Origin of the sequence: Erythrobacter epiphyticus (assembly GCF_034653295.1) — a bacterium.
Lineage (GTDB): Bacteria > Pseudomonadota > Alphaproteobacteria > Sphingomonadales > Sphingomonadaceae > Erythrobacter.
The window spans coordinates 530,471-543,711 of the sequence record NZ_JAYEEU010000007.1; the positions used below are offsets into that span (position 1 = coordinate 530,471).

Genomic DNA, 13,241 nt, shown 5'->3' on the forward strand with positions numbered 1-13,241 from the left:
GTCAGGTGTCCGGTTAAGTGGCGTCGCGATTAGCGCGATGGCTTATGGGCCCTTGTAAGCGTCGGAAGTGCGCTTTTGACGCCTTGGGCCTGCGACGGCGTGCCAGTCTCTTGGTTTGGTAACAGTCTGCGCACCGCATCTGGTGCGCTGTGTTCCCTGCTTCGAAGCAAGAAGCAGTGGGGTAATCGGGACTTGCGTGATTGACAGCCAAGCAAGTCCCGATCCTTGGCGCTTTGCTATCGCGAGAAGATCGTTCGTCGCCCCGGTACTGCGATTGATTGCTACATAGGGGCAAGGCAACAAAAAAGGGGCCGGATCGCTCCGGCCCCTTTCAAGATACGGTTGGAAACCGATTACATGCCCGAACCCGGACCGTAGGTGATTTCCACGCGGCGGTTCTGCGGTTCGCGCACACCGTCAGCAGTCGGAACGCGCGGCTTGGCTTCACCGAAGGCTTCGCCCGAGATCCGGCCAGCCGGGACACCGCGACCAACCAAGTACTCGCTCACAGCCGCGTTGCGGCGGCCAGCCAGTGCCATGTTGTAGGTCGCGCTACCGGCGCGGTCGGTGTGACCAGCCAGCATCACGTTCGCCGTGCCGCAGTTCGCGTAAGCCGTCACAGCGCTGTTCAGGATAGCCGAGGCTTCAGCAGTGATAGCCGAAGAATCGAAATCAAAGAACACGATGTAAGGCCCGGTGTTGCACGGGGCCGGCGGCGGCGGCGGCGGCGGCGGCGGAGGGGGCGGCGGCGGAGGGGGCGGCGGAGGCGGCGGCGGCGGCGGCGGGGGCGGCGCTTCCTGACCACCAAAGTTGTACGAAATGGTGCCGAGGATCGAGTGGCTCGTCATGTCCGTTTCGAACGAACGGCCAACCGGATCAACCAGTCCGAGGCTGGGTGCGTTGAAGTAGCGATAACGCAGACCAACGTCCCACGACTTGCTGATCGGCGCGCGGATGCCCGCGAGCACTTGCCAAGCAAAGCCGGTGTCGGAATCGTTGATGAAGCCAGTGCCAGCAGCATTCTGACGGTCATAGGTTCCTTCGAGGCCCACGCGAGCGACGCCCACACCGCCGCCGATGAAGCCCTGGAGGCCGTCATCGTCGCCAAGGTCGACCAAGCCGTTGAGCATGAAGCTCAGCGCGTCAATGCTGCCTTCGGCAGGTGCCTGACCGCTGAAGAAGCGGGTGGTGGTGCCCGTACGAGCGACCGGGAGACCCGGTGCCTGAGCGTTTGCACCATTGATCGTGGCGCGACGGTAGCTGGCTTCGGCTTCCAAACGGAACGGACCGAAGTCATGGCCAACGATACCACCGACGTCATAACCGGTGTTATACTTGAGGCGAGCAACGTTTTCGACACCAGCCACATCAACGTCGCTTTGCTCAACAATCATCGCACCGGCATTACCCTCAATATACCATTGGCCTTCACGGGCCATGGCGGGTGCAGTCAGCGCGGTCGAGGCCATTGCCATCCCGATGACAATTTTGCGCATTATGTTATTCCCCTTCGTTATCAAACTTAGGCACTATTGGTCTGTATCTTTTCCACCACCAAGAGGCAAGATATCGTAAAGATCAAAGCCACTCAGGTGTTGCAATAAAGCCTCATACAGCTGTGTTGCGTGGTATTACCGATCCAACAAAACTTCACCAGCACATTCCAGGGAGCTGAATCATGCTGGTTCGGTCGCCACTAGCCCCAGTTTGGCAAGGGCGTCAATGACCTGTGCCAGTAATGCGCGCGCCTCCGCGTCGACGGTTGTCCCGGTGGTTGCAGCGGGAGGCAGACAGGCACGCTGCCAAGCGCCATCAAACACAATGAACTGCTCGAGAGAACGGTCGAAGAGCAGATTTCCTCTGCTGGGGCGCACAAAATGCCAATCACCAGCGATGGCGAGCGCCAATTGGTTTTCCTGTCCTACCCAGGCCCCGGTGGCGGGCGCGGCGATGCGATAACACTCCCCATCCTGCGGCGCCTGAGGCGGCGCGGACAGCGCGCCTGCCACCGATCGCATCATCAAACCGTCGATCACCGACAGCGACTGATTGACGAAGAACTCCTTCTGCGCCTGCCCTACAAGCATGGCTGTGCTGCGGCCCGCGCAGGCTTTCGGGCTCCTGTGCGGAATAGATCAGCGCCTGCGCCCCATTGGGAAACCGCAGCCGTTTGAGCGAGGCTTCGAACACCGGGCGGCGTTCCGGCGGCGAGCAGGCGATGATCCCGCTTTCCCCTTCCACCATCACGGCGCGGGCTTCCGCCAGGGTTGCCGCGACGAGTGCGATGCGCGCCTCGGGGCAGGCTTCGGCGGTGGCGCGGACCCATTCGGCGCCCGCGCGCGTCTTGCCGAAGCCGCGCCCGGCGAGAATGAGCCAGATGCGCCAATCGCCCGCCGGGGGCAATTGCTCGGCGCGCGCCTGCATGCCCCAGTGATAGGCGAATTCCGACTTTTCGGCCGGATTGAGCGCCCGGGAAATCTCGCGGGCGGCGGTCGGATAGTCCTTATCGATCCATTGCAAGCGGTCGCTGATCATGCGCCGTTACTTTTGAGCGCCTTTTCGCGCTCCAGCCGCAGACGGATCGCTTCGACCTTGCGATCGATCGAGGCGCGCACTTCGGCGGCGCTGACATTGCGTTGCTGTGCTGCGGCGTGGGCGGCATTTTCGCGGTGCGCGACCAGCAAGCGCAGGGCATTGGCAAAGTCATAGCGTTCGCCATCCTTGGCTTTCTGATCGCCTTCGCGCAGCCGCCGCAGGACTTCGATCTCGAGCAGAAAATAGCCTTCCCACAAGGCGGCGAGCCATGCCCGGGCGAATTCGGGATCCTGCCGCCGCTCCTTGTAGACCTTGCTGGTGCTGACCCCGGCCCGGCGGGCGCTTTCGGTGATATTCGAGCTTTCGGCGAGGCAGGCGAGGAAATGTGCCCGCCAGCGCCGGCAGGACGGGCCGGTCTCTCCTGCATCGTCCATGATCGCTCTCCCACTTGCAGACACGCAAAAAGGCGGCGCTTCCGCTCCCGGAAGGCCGCCTGTCGGCGAATCACACTTTTGTGATGATGTCCTTTGCTAACCCAATAGCGTTACGATGTCAAGAATAAAGAACCATATAGGTTAATCATGGCCGCTTGCGCGGGCGCGCCGCCTCGCCTAGGGGCGCAGCGTTTGGGCCTGTCGGGGATCGCATATGGCGTGGCTGCGTAATCTGTATGATTGGACGATGGACAAGGCCGCGCATCCGCATGCGCAGGCCTGGCTGGCGTTCTTCTGCTTTATCGAAGCCAGCTTCTTTCCCATTCCGCCGCATCCCTTGTTGGGTCTGATGTGCCTTGCCGAGCCGAGCAAGGCGATGCGCTTTGGCGTGATCGCCACGCTGTCGTCGGTGGCGGGCGGGCTGTTCGGCTATCTGATCGGCGCGGTGCTGTATGATTCGGTCGGCCAATGGCTGCTGGGTGCGATCGGGCTTGCCGAGCAATTCCCGGTCGCGGCGTGCTATCTCAAGCAATATGACTGGGAGGCGATCATCATTGCCGGGGCCACCCCGGTGCCGTTCAAGCTGATGACCATCACCTCCGGCTTTATCGGGATGAACCTTGTCACCTTTGTGCTGGCGAGCCTTGCCGGGCGCGGCATGATCTTCTTCACCGTGGGCGTGTTGTTCCGCATCTTTGGTGCGCCGATCAAGAGCTTCATCGATCGCTATCTCGGGCTGGTGACAGCAGGCTTCGTCGCGCTGGTGATTGGCGGGATCTTTCTCATCACCCAGGTTGGCGGCGGCGAAGACAAGGCGGGCGATCCCTGCGCTGCGGCAGCTTTGCAACAGCCCGCTGCGTAATTCCTATGTGAATCTACCAAGCGGGATTGAATCCGCGACATTTTGTGACACTCTGATGGCGGCCCTTCTCAGCCTAGACCAGAGGAGTGTTGATGAGCGATCGCGACTTTATCCGCCAGATGGAAGGCTACGGCCTTACCACCGTTCAGATCCACTATTTCATGCCCGATCACCGCAGCCTGCTGCAGCAATTTGTGATCCAGCAATATGATGTCGCCCCGCAATTTCCCGAGCTTGACCGCTTCCTCAATTTCTGGCGGCGCGAGATCGATGCGGTGCTGCATTCGGTGCGGGTCGCGCACAAGCATCTGATCGGCCCGCAGGAATGGCGCGCCGTTGACGGGATTATCACCCTGCATTGAGGGGGTGAGCCGCCGACCCCGGCCCATCCCCTTCGGGGGCCGCGGAGATCAGATGATCCCGATCGCCTTGCCGGCGCGTTCGAACATGCCGAGGATCGTCTGCACCTCTTCCGCCGAATGTTCGGCGCAGAGCGAACAGCGCAGCAAGGTCATCCCGGCCGGGGTTGCCGGCGGGCGTGCGAGATTGACGTAAAGGCCTTCGCGCAGCAGCGCTTCCCACATCATCGCGCCCTTTTCGAGATCGGGCATGATCACCGCGATAATCGCGCTCTGCGGGGTATCGGTGCCAAGCTTGAAGCCGAGTGCCGTCAGGCCTGCATGCAGCGTGCGGGAATTCTCCCACAGATGCGCCCGCTTGTTCCCGCCGTGCATCAGCTTGCGGATCGAGGTGGCGGAGCTCGCCATTACGCTCGGCGGCAGCGCCGCGGTGAACACATAGGGACGGCACACCAGCCGCAGCACTTCGAATTTCGGGTGGTTCGACACGCAGAACCCGCCCACCGTGCCGACGCTCTTCGAGAAGGTGCCGATGATGAAATCGACCTGATCGATCACACCCTGCGCTTCGGCAACGCCGCGGCCATGCTCGCCGATGAAGCCCATCGAATGCGCTTCATCGACCAGCACCATGGCGCCATAGCGCTTCGAGATTTCGACCATTTCCTTGAGCGGCGCGACATCGCCCATCATCGAATAGACGCCTTCGAGCACCACCAGCTTGCCCGCTTCGGGCGGCAGGCGCTTCAAACGCTTTTCGAGCGCTTCGATATCATTGTGCTTGAACGGCACGACTTCGGCGCGGCCCATCGCGCAGCCATCATAGATCGAGGCATGGCTGTCGATGTCGAGGATGATGTAATCGCCCTTGCCCGCCACCGTCGAAATGATGCCAAGGTTCGCCTGATACCCGGTCGAAAACACCATGGCATGATCCATGCCGTAGAATTCGCGCAGCGCCGCTTCGACATCGCGGTGATCGCGGAAGGTGCCGTTGAGCACGCGGCTGCCGGTGGTGCCGGCGCCGAATTCGGTCATCGCCGTGCGGCCCGCTTCGAGCACATCGGGATCGAAGGTCATGCCCATGTAGTTATAGGTGCCAAGCAGAATCGTATCGCGCCCGTTGCAGATCGCACGGGTGGGCGAGAGCACCTGCTCCATCACCAGATTGAACGGATCTTCCACCCCGCTCGCCAGCAAGCTCTCGCGGGTCTGGATGATGGGATCGAACTTGGCGAGCAGGTCAACCGGCTCGGCAGCGGTGGTCGTCTCGGTCATGGCGGTCGCCATTATCAGCTATCCTGCAATTTGTGGACTGCCGTGATCAGCTGGCCCCAGTTTTCGATCTCGGCCTGCTGGTTCATCGAGATGATCACGTCGAATTCGTCTTCGATCTCGGCGACAAAATCCATCACCGTCAGACTGTCGAACTCGAGATCATGGGCGAAGGTCGTGGCGTCCGTGATGGCGATGCCCTTCTTGTTGAAGGGCTCGACCAGAGTGCGGATGCGCGCGTCAATATCGGCTGGGCTCATAGTGGCGAATGGCTCTTGTTCGGTTGGTTGTGGGGCAGACCTTAGCCCGCTATTACGGCTGCAAAGCGGCGGATGATGCAGCTTGTCAAGTTTTGCGCGCATTCTCGGGGGCATAGGGATGGACGAAAGCAGCCCGCAGCACAGCGAGAAACGGTCTGAGCCCGCGCCGCTTTCGCAGCAAGGTGTGCATCTTATCCGCACCGCGCAGGTCAACACGCTCGCGCTCTCGCAGATGGCAGATGGCAAGGCCAACATCCTGATCGGCGCGACCTTCGTGGTGTTTTCGCTGGTCGTCACCAAAGTCCTTGGCGATGAGATCCAGTGGTCGGTGATCTGTCTGGCTGTGACGGCCTTTGCCTCAGCGATCTGCGCGGTGCTCGCGATCACCCCGCCAACCCGTGCCAAAGCGGTGCCGCAGGACCAGTTCAACCCCCTGTTCTTCAGTCACTTCTCGCTTGAAAGCGAGCAGGAGTGGACCGAAAACATGCTCGCACGGTTGCGCGATGATGAACAGATTTACCGCGCAATGCTGCGCGATCTCTATCAGGACGGGTTGGTGCTGCATCGCCGGAAATATCGCTATCTGGCGATGGCCTACCGGATCTTTCTGGGTGGGCTGGGGCTGACCTTGGCGATCTTCCTGATCGAGACCGCGCTGTAACCCCACGCCCCCTGCGCGGATGTCAGGCGTCTTCGGCTGCCAACAATTGTCGCACCGCGTTCATGAACGGGCTGATCGAGACCGGTTTGGCGAGATAGCCCGCAGCGCCTGCGGAACGGATGCGTTCCTCGTCCCCCTTGGCCGCAAAGGCGGTGACGGCCAGCACTGGGATTGCACGCAAGGCCTTGTCCTGTTTGGCTGCGGCAATAAGATCAACGCCCGACACACCGCCAAGCTGGATATCCATGATGATCAGATCAGGCGCAACCCGCCGTGCCGTTTCCAGCACCAGATGGCCATCCGACACCGGTTCAACCGCGAACCCGTTGGCGCGTAGCACATCGCAGAACAATTTGCGGTTGAGGTCGTTATCCTCGACAACCATGATACGTTTTGTCACTGCTGGCCCCGCATCTGACATACCCCTGCCTAACCCCGCTTCGAGGTAACCACAATCCCGCAAGGACCCGAAATGTCGCAGAGCCTCCCCGAGACTGCGCCCGACATGCTCGCTTTGGCAGCCCTTGGCTGGCTGCTGGGGGAACCAGCGCGGGCGCAGCGCTATCTTGATCTGACCGGGCTTGATGCCGATAGCCTGCGCGCCGGGCTCGGCAATCCGGTGGTGCTGGCCAGCGCGCTCGAATTCCTGAGCGCGCACGAGCCTGATCTGATAGCGGCCGCCGAAGCACTTGCCGTCGACCCCGAAGACCTGATTCTCGCTGCCAAGGAACTGAACCGATGAACCGCCCTCTGATCATCAGCGATTGCGATGAAGTGCTGCTGCACATGGTCGTGCACTTCAAGGAATGGCTCGAGACGAGCCAAGGGGTCAATTTCCACCTTATAGGGCACAATTTTGCCGAAGCCCTGCGCTGGCAGACGAGCGGCGAATTGCTGCAACCGGTCGATATCTGGCGGATGCTGGGGCGGTTCTTCGATACCGAAATGGACAGACAGCAACCCATCAAGGGGGCGGTCGAGGCGATCAACACGCTTGCCGAAGTGGCCGATGTGGTGATCCTTACCAATCTGATCGATGAACGGCGCGACAAGCGCGCCGCCCAACTCGCAGCCATCGGCATCCATGCCGAGGTCTATACCAATCAGGGGCCCAAAGGCCCGGCCTTGCAGAAGATCATCGCCGAACATGCGCCCTCGAAGGCGCTATTCATCGATGATCTGGCGCAGCATCACGCCTCGGTCGCCGAAACCGCACCCCAGGTCACGCGGCTGCACATGTGCGGCGAACCGATGATCGCGCACGCCATTGATTGCGCGCACAAGGCAGGCCATGCCCATTCGCGGATTGATCGCTGGGACGAGGCGCTGCCGTGGATTCTCCAGCGCCTCGAAGAACCAGCCCGTGTGGAGGAAATTGGATGACTATTGCAGCCCGTCTCGCCGATCTCGGCATCACCTTGCCGCGCCCTGCCGCGCCGGTTGCGAGCTATGTGCCGGTGGTGGTGCATGGCGGCGTGGCCTATGTCTCGGGCCAGATCGCGTTCCACGATGGCCATGTGATCAAGGGGCGTCTGGGCGAGAATGTCACGCTCGAAGATGGCATTGCCGCGGCGCGCGCCTGCGGGCTGATGATCCTGGCCCAGCTTGAAGCGGCTGGCCTGCTCGAACAGGTCGAGCGCGTGGTCAAGCTTGGCGCTTTCGTCAATTCGACCGCGGATTTCACCGATCACCCCAAGATCGCCAATGGCGCTTCCGATCTGATGGAGCAGGTCTTTGGCGGGGCCGGTCAGCATGCCCGCGCCGCTGTCGGGGTGGCGGCCCTGCCGCTTGGCGCGGCGGTTGAGGTCGATGCGATCGTGGCGCTGAAGTCGGCCTGATCCGCGATGGAGACGCGGCGCGCTCCGGCATGGCTGACGCAGTGGGAATATGCCCATCGCGGGCGTCATGCCCCCGGCGTTCCCGAAAACTCGCAGGCCGCGGCGGCGGCGGCCATCGCGGCGGGCATGGGTATCGAATGCGATATCCAGATGAGCCGCGATCACGTGCCGATGGTATTCCACGATTGGGAGCTTGACCGGCTGACCGGCGAGCGCGGCAAGGTGGCGGCGCGTGCTTCGGGCGATCTTTGCCGTATCCCGCTTGTGGAAACGGCGCAGACCCTATGGCGGCTGGAGGATTTGCTCGATCATGTGGCGGGCGCCGTGCCGCTGCTGATCGAAGTCAAATCGCGCCCCGACTTCGCGCTGCCCGAAGCCTGCATCGCGATTGCGAAGGTGCTGGCAAGCTATAACGGGGCCTATGCCGTGATGAGCTTTGACCCGCGCATGGGCGAATGGTTTGCCAAGCACGCGCCCGAAACCCCGCGCGGGCTGGTGATCACCGATACGCTTGACCACGGCTTCAAGAGCGCGTGGCGCGCGCCGCATGCGCTGGAACGCGCCCAGCCGGATTTTCTCGCCTGCGATGTCCGCGATCTTCCCAATGCGTTCACGGGCCTGTGGCGTGAGACGGGCCGTCCCCTGCTGACCTGGACAGTGCGCTCACCCGAAACCCGCGCGCGGGGCTTGGCCCATGCCGATGCGCTGATTGCCGAAGGGGCGGGCCTCGCGTGAGTGATCAGGAGCTGACGGTCCGGCTCGCGCCCTCGGTCGGCCAGTTTGCCGCGGCGGAATGGAACGCGCTGGGCGGCGATCGCAATCCGTTCGTCTCGCACGAATTCCTAACTGCGATGGAAGATTCGGGCAGCGTGGGTGAGGGCACCGGCTGGGATCCGGTGCCGATTGTCATCACGGACAGTGCGGGCAAGCTGGTGGCCGCCATGCCTTCCTACGCCAAGGGCCACAGCCAGGGCGAATATGTCTTCGATCACAGCTGGGCCGATGCCTGGCATCGGGCAGGCGGGCGCTATTACCCCAAGCTCCAGATTGCGGCACCTTTCACCCCGGCGAATGGGCCGCGCCTGCTGCTGCAAGACGAAAGCCTCGCTCCGCATCTCTTGAAAGCGGCCGAGACGGTGTGCGCCAATAATGGCCTGTCCTCGGTGCATGCGACCTTCATCGCGCCGGAACAGCGCGGGCTGTTCGAAGCGGGTGGCTGGCTGATGCGCAGCGATATCCAGTTTCACTGGCTCAATCGCGGCTACGCAAGCTTCGACGATTTCCTGGGTGCCCTGACGTCGCGCAAACGCAAGGACCTGCGCAAGGAGCGCGCGGCGGCCTGCGCGGGTCTGACCACCCGGCACCTTTCGGGCAAGGATATCCGCGAAGAGCATTGGGACGCGTTCTGGGTGTTCTATCAGGATACCGGCGCGCGCAAATGGGGGCGGCCCTATCTGACCCGCGAGGCGTTCAGCCTGCTGGGAGAGCGGATGGGGGATCGGATCATCCTGATCCTTGCCTATGACGGCGCTACGCCGATTGCGGGCGCGCTCAATTTTGCCGGGTCGGATGCGCTCTACGGGCGCTATTGGGGGTGCACCCGCGAGGTGCGCTTCCTCCATTTCGAGCTGTGCTATTATCAGGCGATCGACATCGCGATTGCCCGGGGTCTGGCGCGGGTCGAAGCGGGCGCGCAGGGTGGGCACAAGCTGGCTCGCGGTTATGAGCCGGTGCAGACGGTTTCAGCCCATTGGATCGCCGATCCCGGCTTTCGCGCCGCGATTGCCGATTTCCTTGCCCGTGAGCGGGCAGGGGTGGCATCGGATCAGCTCTACCTCGACGCACGCACCCCTTTCAGGAAAGCGTGATCAGGCAACCTTGCGGCGTTCGGCCGCGAGGAATTCGCGGGCGCGGCGCTGGGCTTCGGCGATTTCGCGCGCGGTCATCTCGTCGGCAATATCCGCGCGGCAATCGGCCGCTTCTTCGTGGCCGCGCGCGGCGGCGAGGTTGAACCACTTGTGCGCTTCGATGAGATCGCAGGCAGCGCCCTGATCGCCGGTCGAAAAAGCAACGCCGAGATCGAAACAGGCATTGGCATCGCCGCGGGCCGCGTTGGCAAGCGCGCGCGCCAGGGTCAGATCGGTAATGGCCGGAGCGATGACAGTGGCCCGGTTGGTTGCAATCGCGGTCAGGTGCATTTCAATTCCCCCTTGATGTGCCGGCTTCGCGGCCTGTGCTGGTGCCGCCGACAGGTCTGAAATTCGCCCAACATGGCTAACAAATGGTTAACGATAATTTCGGGGTGTGTGAGACGGTTTACGCGGGGATAGACATGCAAAGCCGCTTGTGCGCCCCAAGGGGCTTGCCTATAGGCGCTGGCAACGCTTCGACTTGCGGTTGGTCAGGTGTGCCAATGAAAAAATTCAGGTGCTGTTCTGAGATGGCTGCGTGCGAGGCCTATGGGATTAGAGGGCCATATGCCATCGGCACTGTCTGACGACATCGACGTACTCGAAAAAGCCAAGCGCATGCTTGCTCCGGATTACACACCGAGCGAGGATGAGGAATATATGAACGAGGCGCAGCAGGCCTATTTCCGGATGCTGCTGATCGAATGGAAACGCTCGATCCATTCCGCCGCGGGCCAGACCTTGCAATCCCTCCAGGACGGACCGATCCGCGAAGCCGATCTCACGGATCGCGCGTCGAGCGAGACCGACTGGGGAATCGAATTGCGCACACGTGATCGCCAGCGCAAGCTTATCGCCAAGATTGATTCCGCGCTGCGGCGCCTTGATGAAGGCGAGTATGGCTATTGCGAAGTCACCGGCGATCCGATCGGGATCAGGCGCCTGATCGCCCGCCCGGTCGCGACCATGACAGTCGAAGCACAGGAAGCCCACGAACGCCGCGAGAAGATCTCCCGCGACGATTGAAGGCGGGCCTGCTGGCCCTGCAAGTCTCCCTTGCTGGTGTTTTCTGCATCACAGTGCCAGATTGGCACGGTGATGCAGGCGTTGCAGCGTTTTTACGCCTCATTAACCGTGTTGTCGCAAGAGGAAGGGCGACACACGAACGGGCGCACGCATCGCCCGGCGGATAGTTCACGGAGGCAGGGCAGCGATGACAGCAACGGAATCACGCAGCACAGCGCGCGAGAGCCTGTTCCAGCTCGCGAGCGTCCAGATCGAGCAGGAGTCCGAACGCCACCGCGTCCGGGTGCGCAACCTTTCCGACGGCGGCATGATGGCCGAAGCCACCAACACCCGCGTTCAGCGCGGCCACCGGGTGACTGTCGAACTGCGGGATCTGGGTGCGGTGCGCGGCAGTGTCGCCTGGGTGCAGGATAATCGCTTCGGCATTGCCTTTGATTCGCCGATTGATTCGCGGCAGGCCGACAGCAGCCAAACCAGCGAAAGCGACGCTGCAGCATAGAACGGCTGCGCCATGCAGCCGCGCGGCCATATCCGCAAAAACTGCTGCAATTTCCCGTCATGCAGGCCTGACCAGCGCGCTCCAAGCTGCTAGAGGCTTGGCATGCGGCGCATGATCGGGATCTTTGCGGCCATTCTTGTGCTTGGTGCCTGTGGCCCTTCGGGCAGTGGGCCGCTTGGTGTGGCGATCATTGGCGAGCCGCAAAGCCTGTTCCAGCAAGGCGTCCGTCTTGCCCCGGCGGCGCAAGCGATGCGAGCGGCAAGCTACGAAGGGCTGGTTGCGCTCGATCCTGCCGGGCAGGTGGTGCCGGCCTTGTCCGAACGCTGGATCGTGACCGATGACGGTCTGAGCTACATCTTCCGCCTGCGCGACAGCACATGGCCCGATGGCGAACCGATCACGGCGAGCGATGTGCGGGTGCAACTGCGTGAGGCGATGGCGCGTCTCAGAGGCACGTCGCTCGGGCTCGATTTCGCCAAGGTTGCCGAGGTGCGCGCGATGACCGCGCGGGTGATCGAAATTCGTCTGACGGGCCCGATGCCGGATTTCCTGCGCCTGCTCGCCCAGCCGGAAATGGGCTTTGTCAAAAGCGGCAGCGGGGCAGGCCCGATGGTGCTGTCGCGCGATGATACCGCGCCGGTTGCCCGGCTCAGCGCGCTCCCGCCCGAGACGCGTGGCTTGCCCCCGCGCGAGAACTGGCAGGAATTGTCTCGCCCGCTGGATGTGCGTGCGCTGCCGGCCGAGCAAGCCGTCAAGGCGTTTGCCAATGGCGAGGTTGATCTGGTGCTCAACGGCCGGATCATTGATTTCCCGCTCGCCCGTGTGGGGCCGCTATCGCGCGGGACCATTCAGGTTGATCCGGCGATCGGCCTGCTTGGCCTTGTCATCGTGACAGACAGCGGCGTGCTCGCCGATCCGGCGCGGCGCGAGGCGCTCTCAATGGCGATTGAGCGCGCGGCGCTGATCCAGCCTTTCGGGCTTGGCGGCTGGCAACCGAGCAGCTGGATAGTGCCACCCGAGCTGTTTGCGACACCGCCTTATCCTGCCTCGCGCTGGGAGAACCTGTCGCTCGATCAGCGGCGCGGGCTTGCCCGTTCGCGGATCAGCGCGTGGGAGGCGCAAACAGGCGGCGAGGCGCGCGTCCGGCTTGCCTTGCCCCCGGGGCCGGGCAGCGATCTGCTGTTCGATCAGCTGGCCACGGCATGGACCGATATCGGCGTGGAAACCGTGCGCGTCCGGCCGGGTGAGCCTGCCGATCTCGAACTGCGCGACACGCTGGCGCGCTATGCCTCGCCGCGTTGGTTCCTCAACCAGTTTCACTGCGCGCTCAAAGCCGGGCTGTGTTCGGATGAAGCCGATGAACTGGTGCGCCAATCGCTGGTGCAGCGTGATGCCGGTGCCAAGGAGCGTCTGCTCGCCGAAGCGCACGCAGCGTTGGTGAAGGCCGAGGTGTTTATCCCGCTGGGTGCGCCGGTGCGCTGGTCGCTGGTGCGCAGCACGGTGCGTGGCTACCAGGCCAACCAATGGGGCCTGCATCCGCTGTTCCCGCTCTCGCAACCGGAAAACTGAAAGGTCTTCACCG

General features: G+C 62.7%; 18 protein-coding genes and 1 pseudogene. 11 read left to right on the top strand and 8 right to left on the bottom strand.

Annotation, left to right across the window (positions count from 1 at the left end; genetic code table 11):
- Nucleotides 1-353: 353 nt before the first annotated feature.
- From SOQ14_RS08075 to SOQ14_RS08090, 4 genes and pseudogenes are all read right to left on the bottom strand, one after another.
- Nucleotides 354-1,496, bottom strand: coding sequence for an OmpA family protein (locus SOQ14_RS08075; RefSeq protein WP_322897551.1), 1,143 nt, complete (start codon nt 1,494-1,496; stop codon nt 354-356).
- Nucleotides 1,497-1,676: 180 nt separating this feature from the next.
- On the bottom strand, nt 1,677-2,087 hold the full coding sequence (locus tag SOQ14_RS08080; RefSeq protein WP_322897553.1) for a DUF2793 domain-containing protein: 411 nt from the start codon (nt 2,085-2,087) through the stop codon (nt 1,677-1,679).
- Nucleotides 2,083-2,535: pseudogene (locus tag SOQ14_RS08085) on the bottom strand (terminase large subunit domain-containing protein); the annotation flags it as partial. The pseudogene SOQ14_RS08085 and the gene SOQ14_RS08080, both read right to left, overlap by 5 nt.
- Nucleotides 2,532-2,969 (bottom strand): hypothetical protein, encoded by a 438-nt coding sequence (locus tag SOQ14_RS08090; protein ID WP_322897554.1) that lies wholly within the window; start codon nt 2,967-2,969, stop codon nt 2,532-2,534. The pseudogene SOQ14_RS08085 and the gene SOQ14_RS08090, both read right to left, overlap by 4 nt.
- Before the next feature lie 214 nt (nt 2,970-3,183).
- Between SOQ14_RS08090 and SOQ14_RS08095 the strand changes: the two genes are divergently transcribed.
- A complete protein-coding gene (locus SOQ14_RS08095) occupies nt 3,184-3,831 on the top strand; it encodes a YqaA family protein (protein ID WP_322897555.1) in 648 nt (215 codons plus the stop codon).
- A 92-nt stretch (nt 3,832-3,923) separates the two neighbouring features.
- Nucleotides 3,924-4,193 (top strand): usg protein, encoded by a 270-nt coding sequence (locus SOQ14_RS08100; protein ID WP_322897556.1) that lies wholly within the window; start codon nt 3,924-3,926, stop codon nt 4,191-4,193.
- A 48-nt stretch (nt 4,194-4,241) separates the two neighbouring features.
- Here the strand turns inward: SOQ14_RS08100 and spt are convergent, their stop codons facing one another.
- Both spt and SOQ14_RS08110 read right to left on the bottom strand, forming a co-directional pair.
- The gene (spt, locus tag SOQ14_RS08105; RefSeq protein ID WP_322897557.1) at nt 4,242-5,480 is read right to left on the bottom strand and encodes a serine palmitoyltransferase; all 1,239 of its coding nucleotides are present in this window, start codon (nt 5,478-5,480) and stop codon (nt 4,242-4,244) included.
- A 2-nt stretch (nt 5,481-5,482) separates the two neighbouring features.
- Nucleotides 5,483-5,725: an acyl carrier protein gene (locus SOQ14_RS08110; protein WP_322897558.1), complete on the bottom strand. Its 243-nt coding sequence runs from the start codon at nt 5,723-5,725 to the stop codon at nt 5,483-5,485.
- A 118-nt stretch (nt 5,726-5,843) separates the two neighbouring features.
- Between SOQ14_RS08110 and SOQ14_RS08115 the strand changes: the two genes are divergently transcribed.
- Complete coding sequence (locus SOQ14_RS08115; protein ID WP_322897559.1) at nt 5,844-6,386, top strand: Pycsar system effector family protein; 543 nt, start codon at nt 5,844-5,846, stop codon at nt 6,384-6,386.
- A gap of 22 nt (nt 6,387-6,408) precedes the next feature.
- Here the strand turns inward: SOQ14_RS08115 and SOQ14_RS08120 are convergent, their stop codons facing one another.
- The gene (locus SOQ14_RS08120; RefSeq protein ID WP_322897560.1) at nt 6,409-6,786 is read right to left on the bottom strand and encodes a response regulator; all 378 of its coding nucleotides are present in this window, start codon (nt 6,784-6,786) and stop codon (nt 6,409-6,411) included.
- Nucleotides 6,787-6,858: 72 nt separating this feature from the next.
- Here SOQ14_RS08120 and SOQ14_RS08125 point away from each other — a divergent pair, with 72 nt between their 5' ends.
- Genes SOQ14_RS08125 through SOQ14_RS08145 form a run of 5 tightly spaced genes read left to right on the top strand, consistent with a single transcriptional unit; the run spans nt 6,859 to nt 10,092 of the window.
- On the top strand, nt 6,859-7,128 hold the full coding sequence (locus SOQ14_RS08125; protein WP_322897561.1) for a DUF3572 family protein: 270 nt from the start codon (nt 6,859-6,861) through the stop codon (nt 7,126-7,128).
- The gene (locus SOQ14_RS08130; RefSeq protein WP_322897562.1) at nt 7,125-7,769 is read left to right on the top strand and encodes an HAD family hydrolase; all 645 of its coding nucleotides are present in this window, start codon (nt 7,125-7,127) and stop codon (nt 7,767-7,769) included. The genes SOQ14_RS08125 and SOQ14_RS08130 overlap by 4 nt, the downstream gene beginning before the upstream one ends.
- The gene (locus SOQ14_RS08135; protein ID WP_322897564.1) at nt 7,766-8,224 is read left to right on the top strand and encodes a RidA family protein; all 459 of its coding nucleotides are present in this window, start codon (nt 7,766-7,768) and stop codon (nt 8,222-8,224) included. The genes SOQ14_RS08130 and SOQ14_RS08135 overlap by 4 nt, the downstream gene beginning before the upstream one ends.
- Before the next feature lie 6 nt (nt 8,225-8,230).
- A complete protein-coding gene (locus SOQ14_RS08140; protein ID WP_322897565.1) occupies nt 8,231-8,959 on the top strand; it encodes a glycerophosphodiester phosphodiesterase family protein in 729 nt (242 codons plus the stop codon).
- On the top strand, nt 8,956-10,092 hold the full coding sequence (locus tag SOQ14_RS08145) for a GNAT family N-acetyltransferase (protein ID WP_322897566.1): 1,137 nt from the start codon (nt 8,956-8,958) through the stop codon (nt 10,090-10,092). Before SOQ14_RS08140 ends, SOQ14_RS08145 begins: the two co-directional genes overlap by 4 nt.
- On the opposite strand, the gene SOQ14_RS08150 is transcribed toward SOQ14_RS08145, so the two are convergent.
- On the bottom strand, nt 10,093-10,422 hold the full coding sequence (locus SOQ14_RS08150; protein ID WP_322897567.1) for an SEL1-like repeat protein: 330 nt from the start codon (nt 10,420-10,422) through the stop codon (nt 10,093-10,095).
- Nucleotides 10,423-10,701: 279 nt separating this feature from the next.
- On the opposite strand from SOQ14_RS08150, the gene dksA reads away from it, so the two are divergent.
- From dksA to SOQ14_RS08165, 3 genes are all read left to right on the top strand, one after another.
- Nucleotides 10,702-11,160, top strand: coding sequence for an RNA polymerase-binding protein DksA (dksA, locus tag SOQ14_RS08155; protein WP_322897568.1), 459 nt, complete (start codon nt 10,702-10,704; stop codon nt 11,158-11,160).
- A gap of 187 nt (nt 11,161-11,347) precedes the next feature.
- Nucleotides 11,348-11,659 carry a PilZ domain-containing protein gene (locus tag SOQ14_RS08160; RefSeq protein WP_322897569.1) on the top strand — a complete coding sequence of 104 codons (312 nt, stop codon included), beginning with the start codon at nt 11,348-11,350 and terminating at the stop codon, nt 11,657-11,659.
- A gap of 102 nt (nt 11,660-11,761) precedes the next feature.
- Nucleotides 11,762-13,228, top strand: a complete 1,467-nt coding sequence (locus tag SOQ14_RS08165) for an ABC transporter substrate-binding protein (protein ID WP_322897570.1) — start codon at nt 11,762-11,764, stop codon at nt 13,226-13,228.
- Nucleotides 13,229-13,241: the final 13 nt, after the last annotated feature.

Excerpts from the sequence above, each read along its gene's own strand:
- SOQ14_RS08110 (WP_322897558.1), bottom strand. The coding sequence starts at position 5,725 with ATGAGCCCAGCCGATATTGACGCGCGCATCCGCACTCTGGTCGAGCCC.
- SOQ14_RS08160 (WP_322897569.1), top strand. The coding sequence starts at position 11,348 with ATGACAGCAACGGAATCACGCAGCACAGCGCGCGAGAGCCTGTTCCAG.
- SOQ14_RS08095 (WP_322897555.1), top strand. The coding sequence starts at position 3,184 with ATGGCGTGGCTGCGTAATCTGTATGATTGGACGATGGACAAGGCCGCG.
- spt (WP_322897557.1), bottom strand. The coding sequence starts at position 5,480 with ATGGCGACCGCCATGACCGAGACGACCACCGCTGCCGAGCCGGTTGAC.
- SOQ14_RS08100 (WP_322897556.1), top strand. The coding sequence starts at position 3,924 with ATGAGCGATCGCGACTTTATCCGCCAGATGGAAGGCTACGGCCTTACC.
- SOQ14_RS08165 (WP_322897570.1), top strand. The coding sequence starts at position 11,762 with ATGCGGCGCATGATCGGGATCTTTGCGGCCATTCTTGTGCTTGGTGCC.
- dksA (WP_322897568.1), top strand. The coding sequence starts at position 10,702 with ATGCCATCGGCACTGTCTGACGACATCGACGTACTCGAAAAAGCCAAG.
- SOQ14_RS08125 (WP_322897561.1), top strand. The coding sequence starts at position 6,859 with ATGTCGCAGAGCCTCCCCGAGACTGCGCCCGACATGCTCGCTTTGGCA.
- SOQ14_RS08115 (WP_322897559.1), top strand. The coding sequence starts at position 5,844 with ATGGACGAAAGCAGCCCGCAGCACAGCGAGAAACGGTCTGAGCCCGCG.
- SOQ14_RS08090 (WP_322897554.1), bottom strand. The coding sequence starts at position 2,969 with ATGGACGATGCAGGAGAGACCGGCCCGTCCTGCCGGCGCTGGCGGGCA.
- SOQ14_RS08140 (WP_322897565.1), top strand. The coding sequence starts at position 8,231 with ATGGAGACGCGGCGCGCTCCGGCATGGCTGACGCAGTGGGAATATGCC.
- SOQ14_RS08075 (WP_322897551.1), bottom strand. The coding sequence starts at position 1,496 with ATGCGCAAAATTGTCATCGGGATGGCAATGGCCTCGACCGCGCTGACT.
- SOQ14_RS08130 (WP_322897562.1), top strand. The coding sequence starts at position 7,125 with ATGAACCGCCCTCTGATCATCAGCGATTGCGATGAAGTGCTGCTGCAC.
- SOQ14_RS08080 (WP_322897553.1), bottom strand. The coding sequence starts at position 2,087 with ATGCTTGTAGGGCAGGCGCAGAAGGAGTTCTTCGTCAATCAGTCGCTG.
- SOQ14_RS08135 (WP_322897564.1), top strand. The coding sequence starts at position 7,766 with ATGACTATTGCAGCCCGTCTCGCCGATCTCGGCATCACCTTGCCGCGC.
- SOQ14_RS08150 (WP_322897567.1), bottom strand. The coding sequence starts at position 10,422 with ATGCACCTGACCGCGATTGCAACCAACCGGGCCACTGTCATCGCTCCG.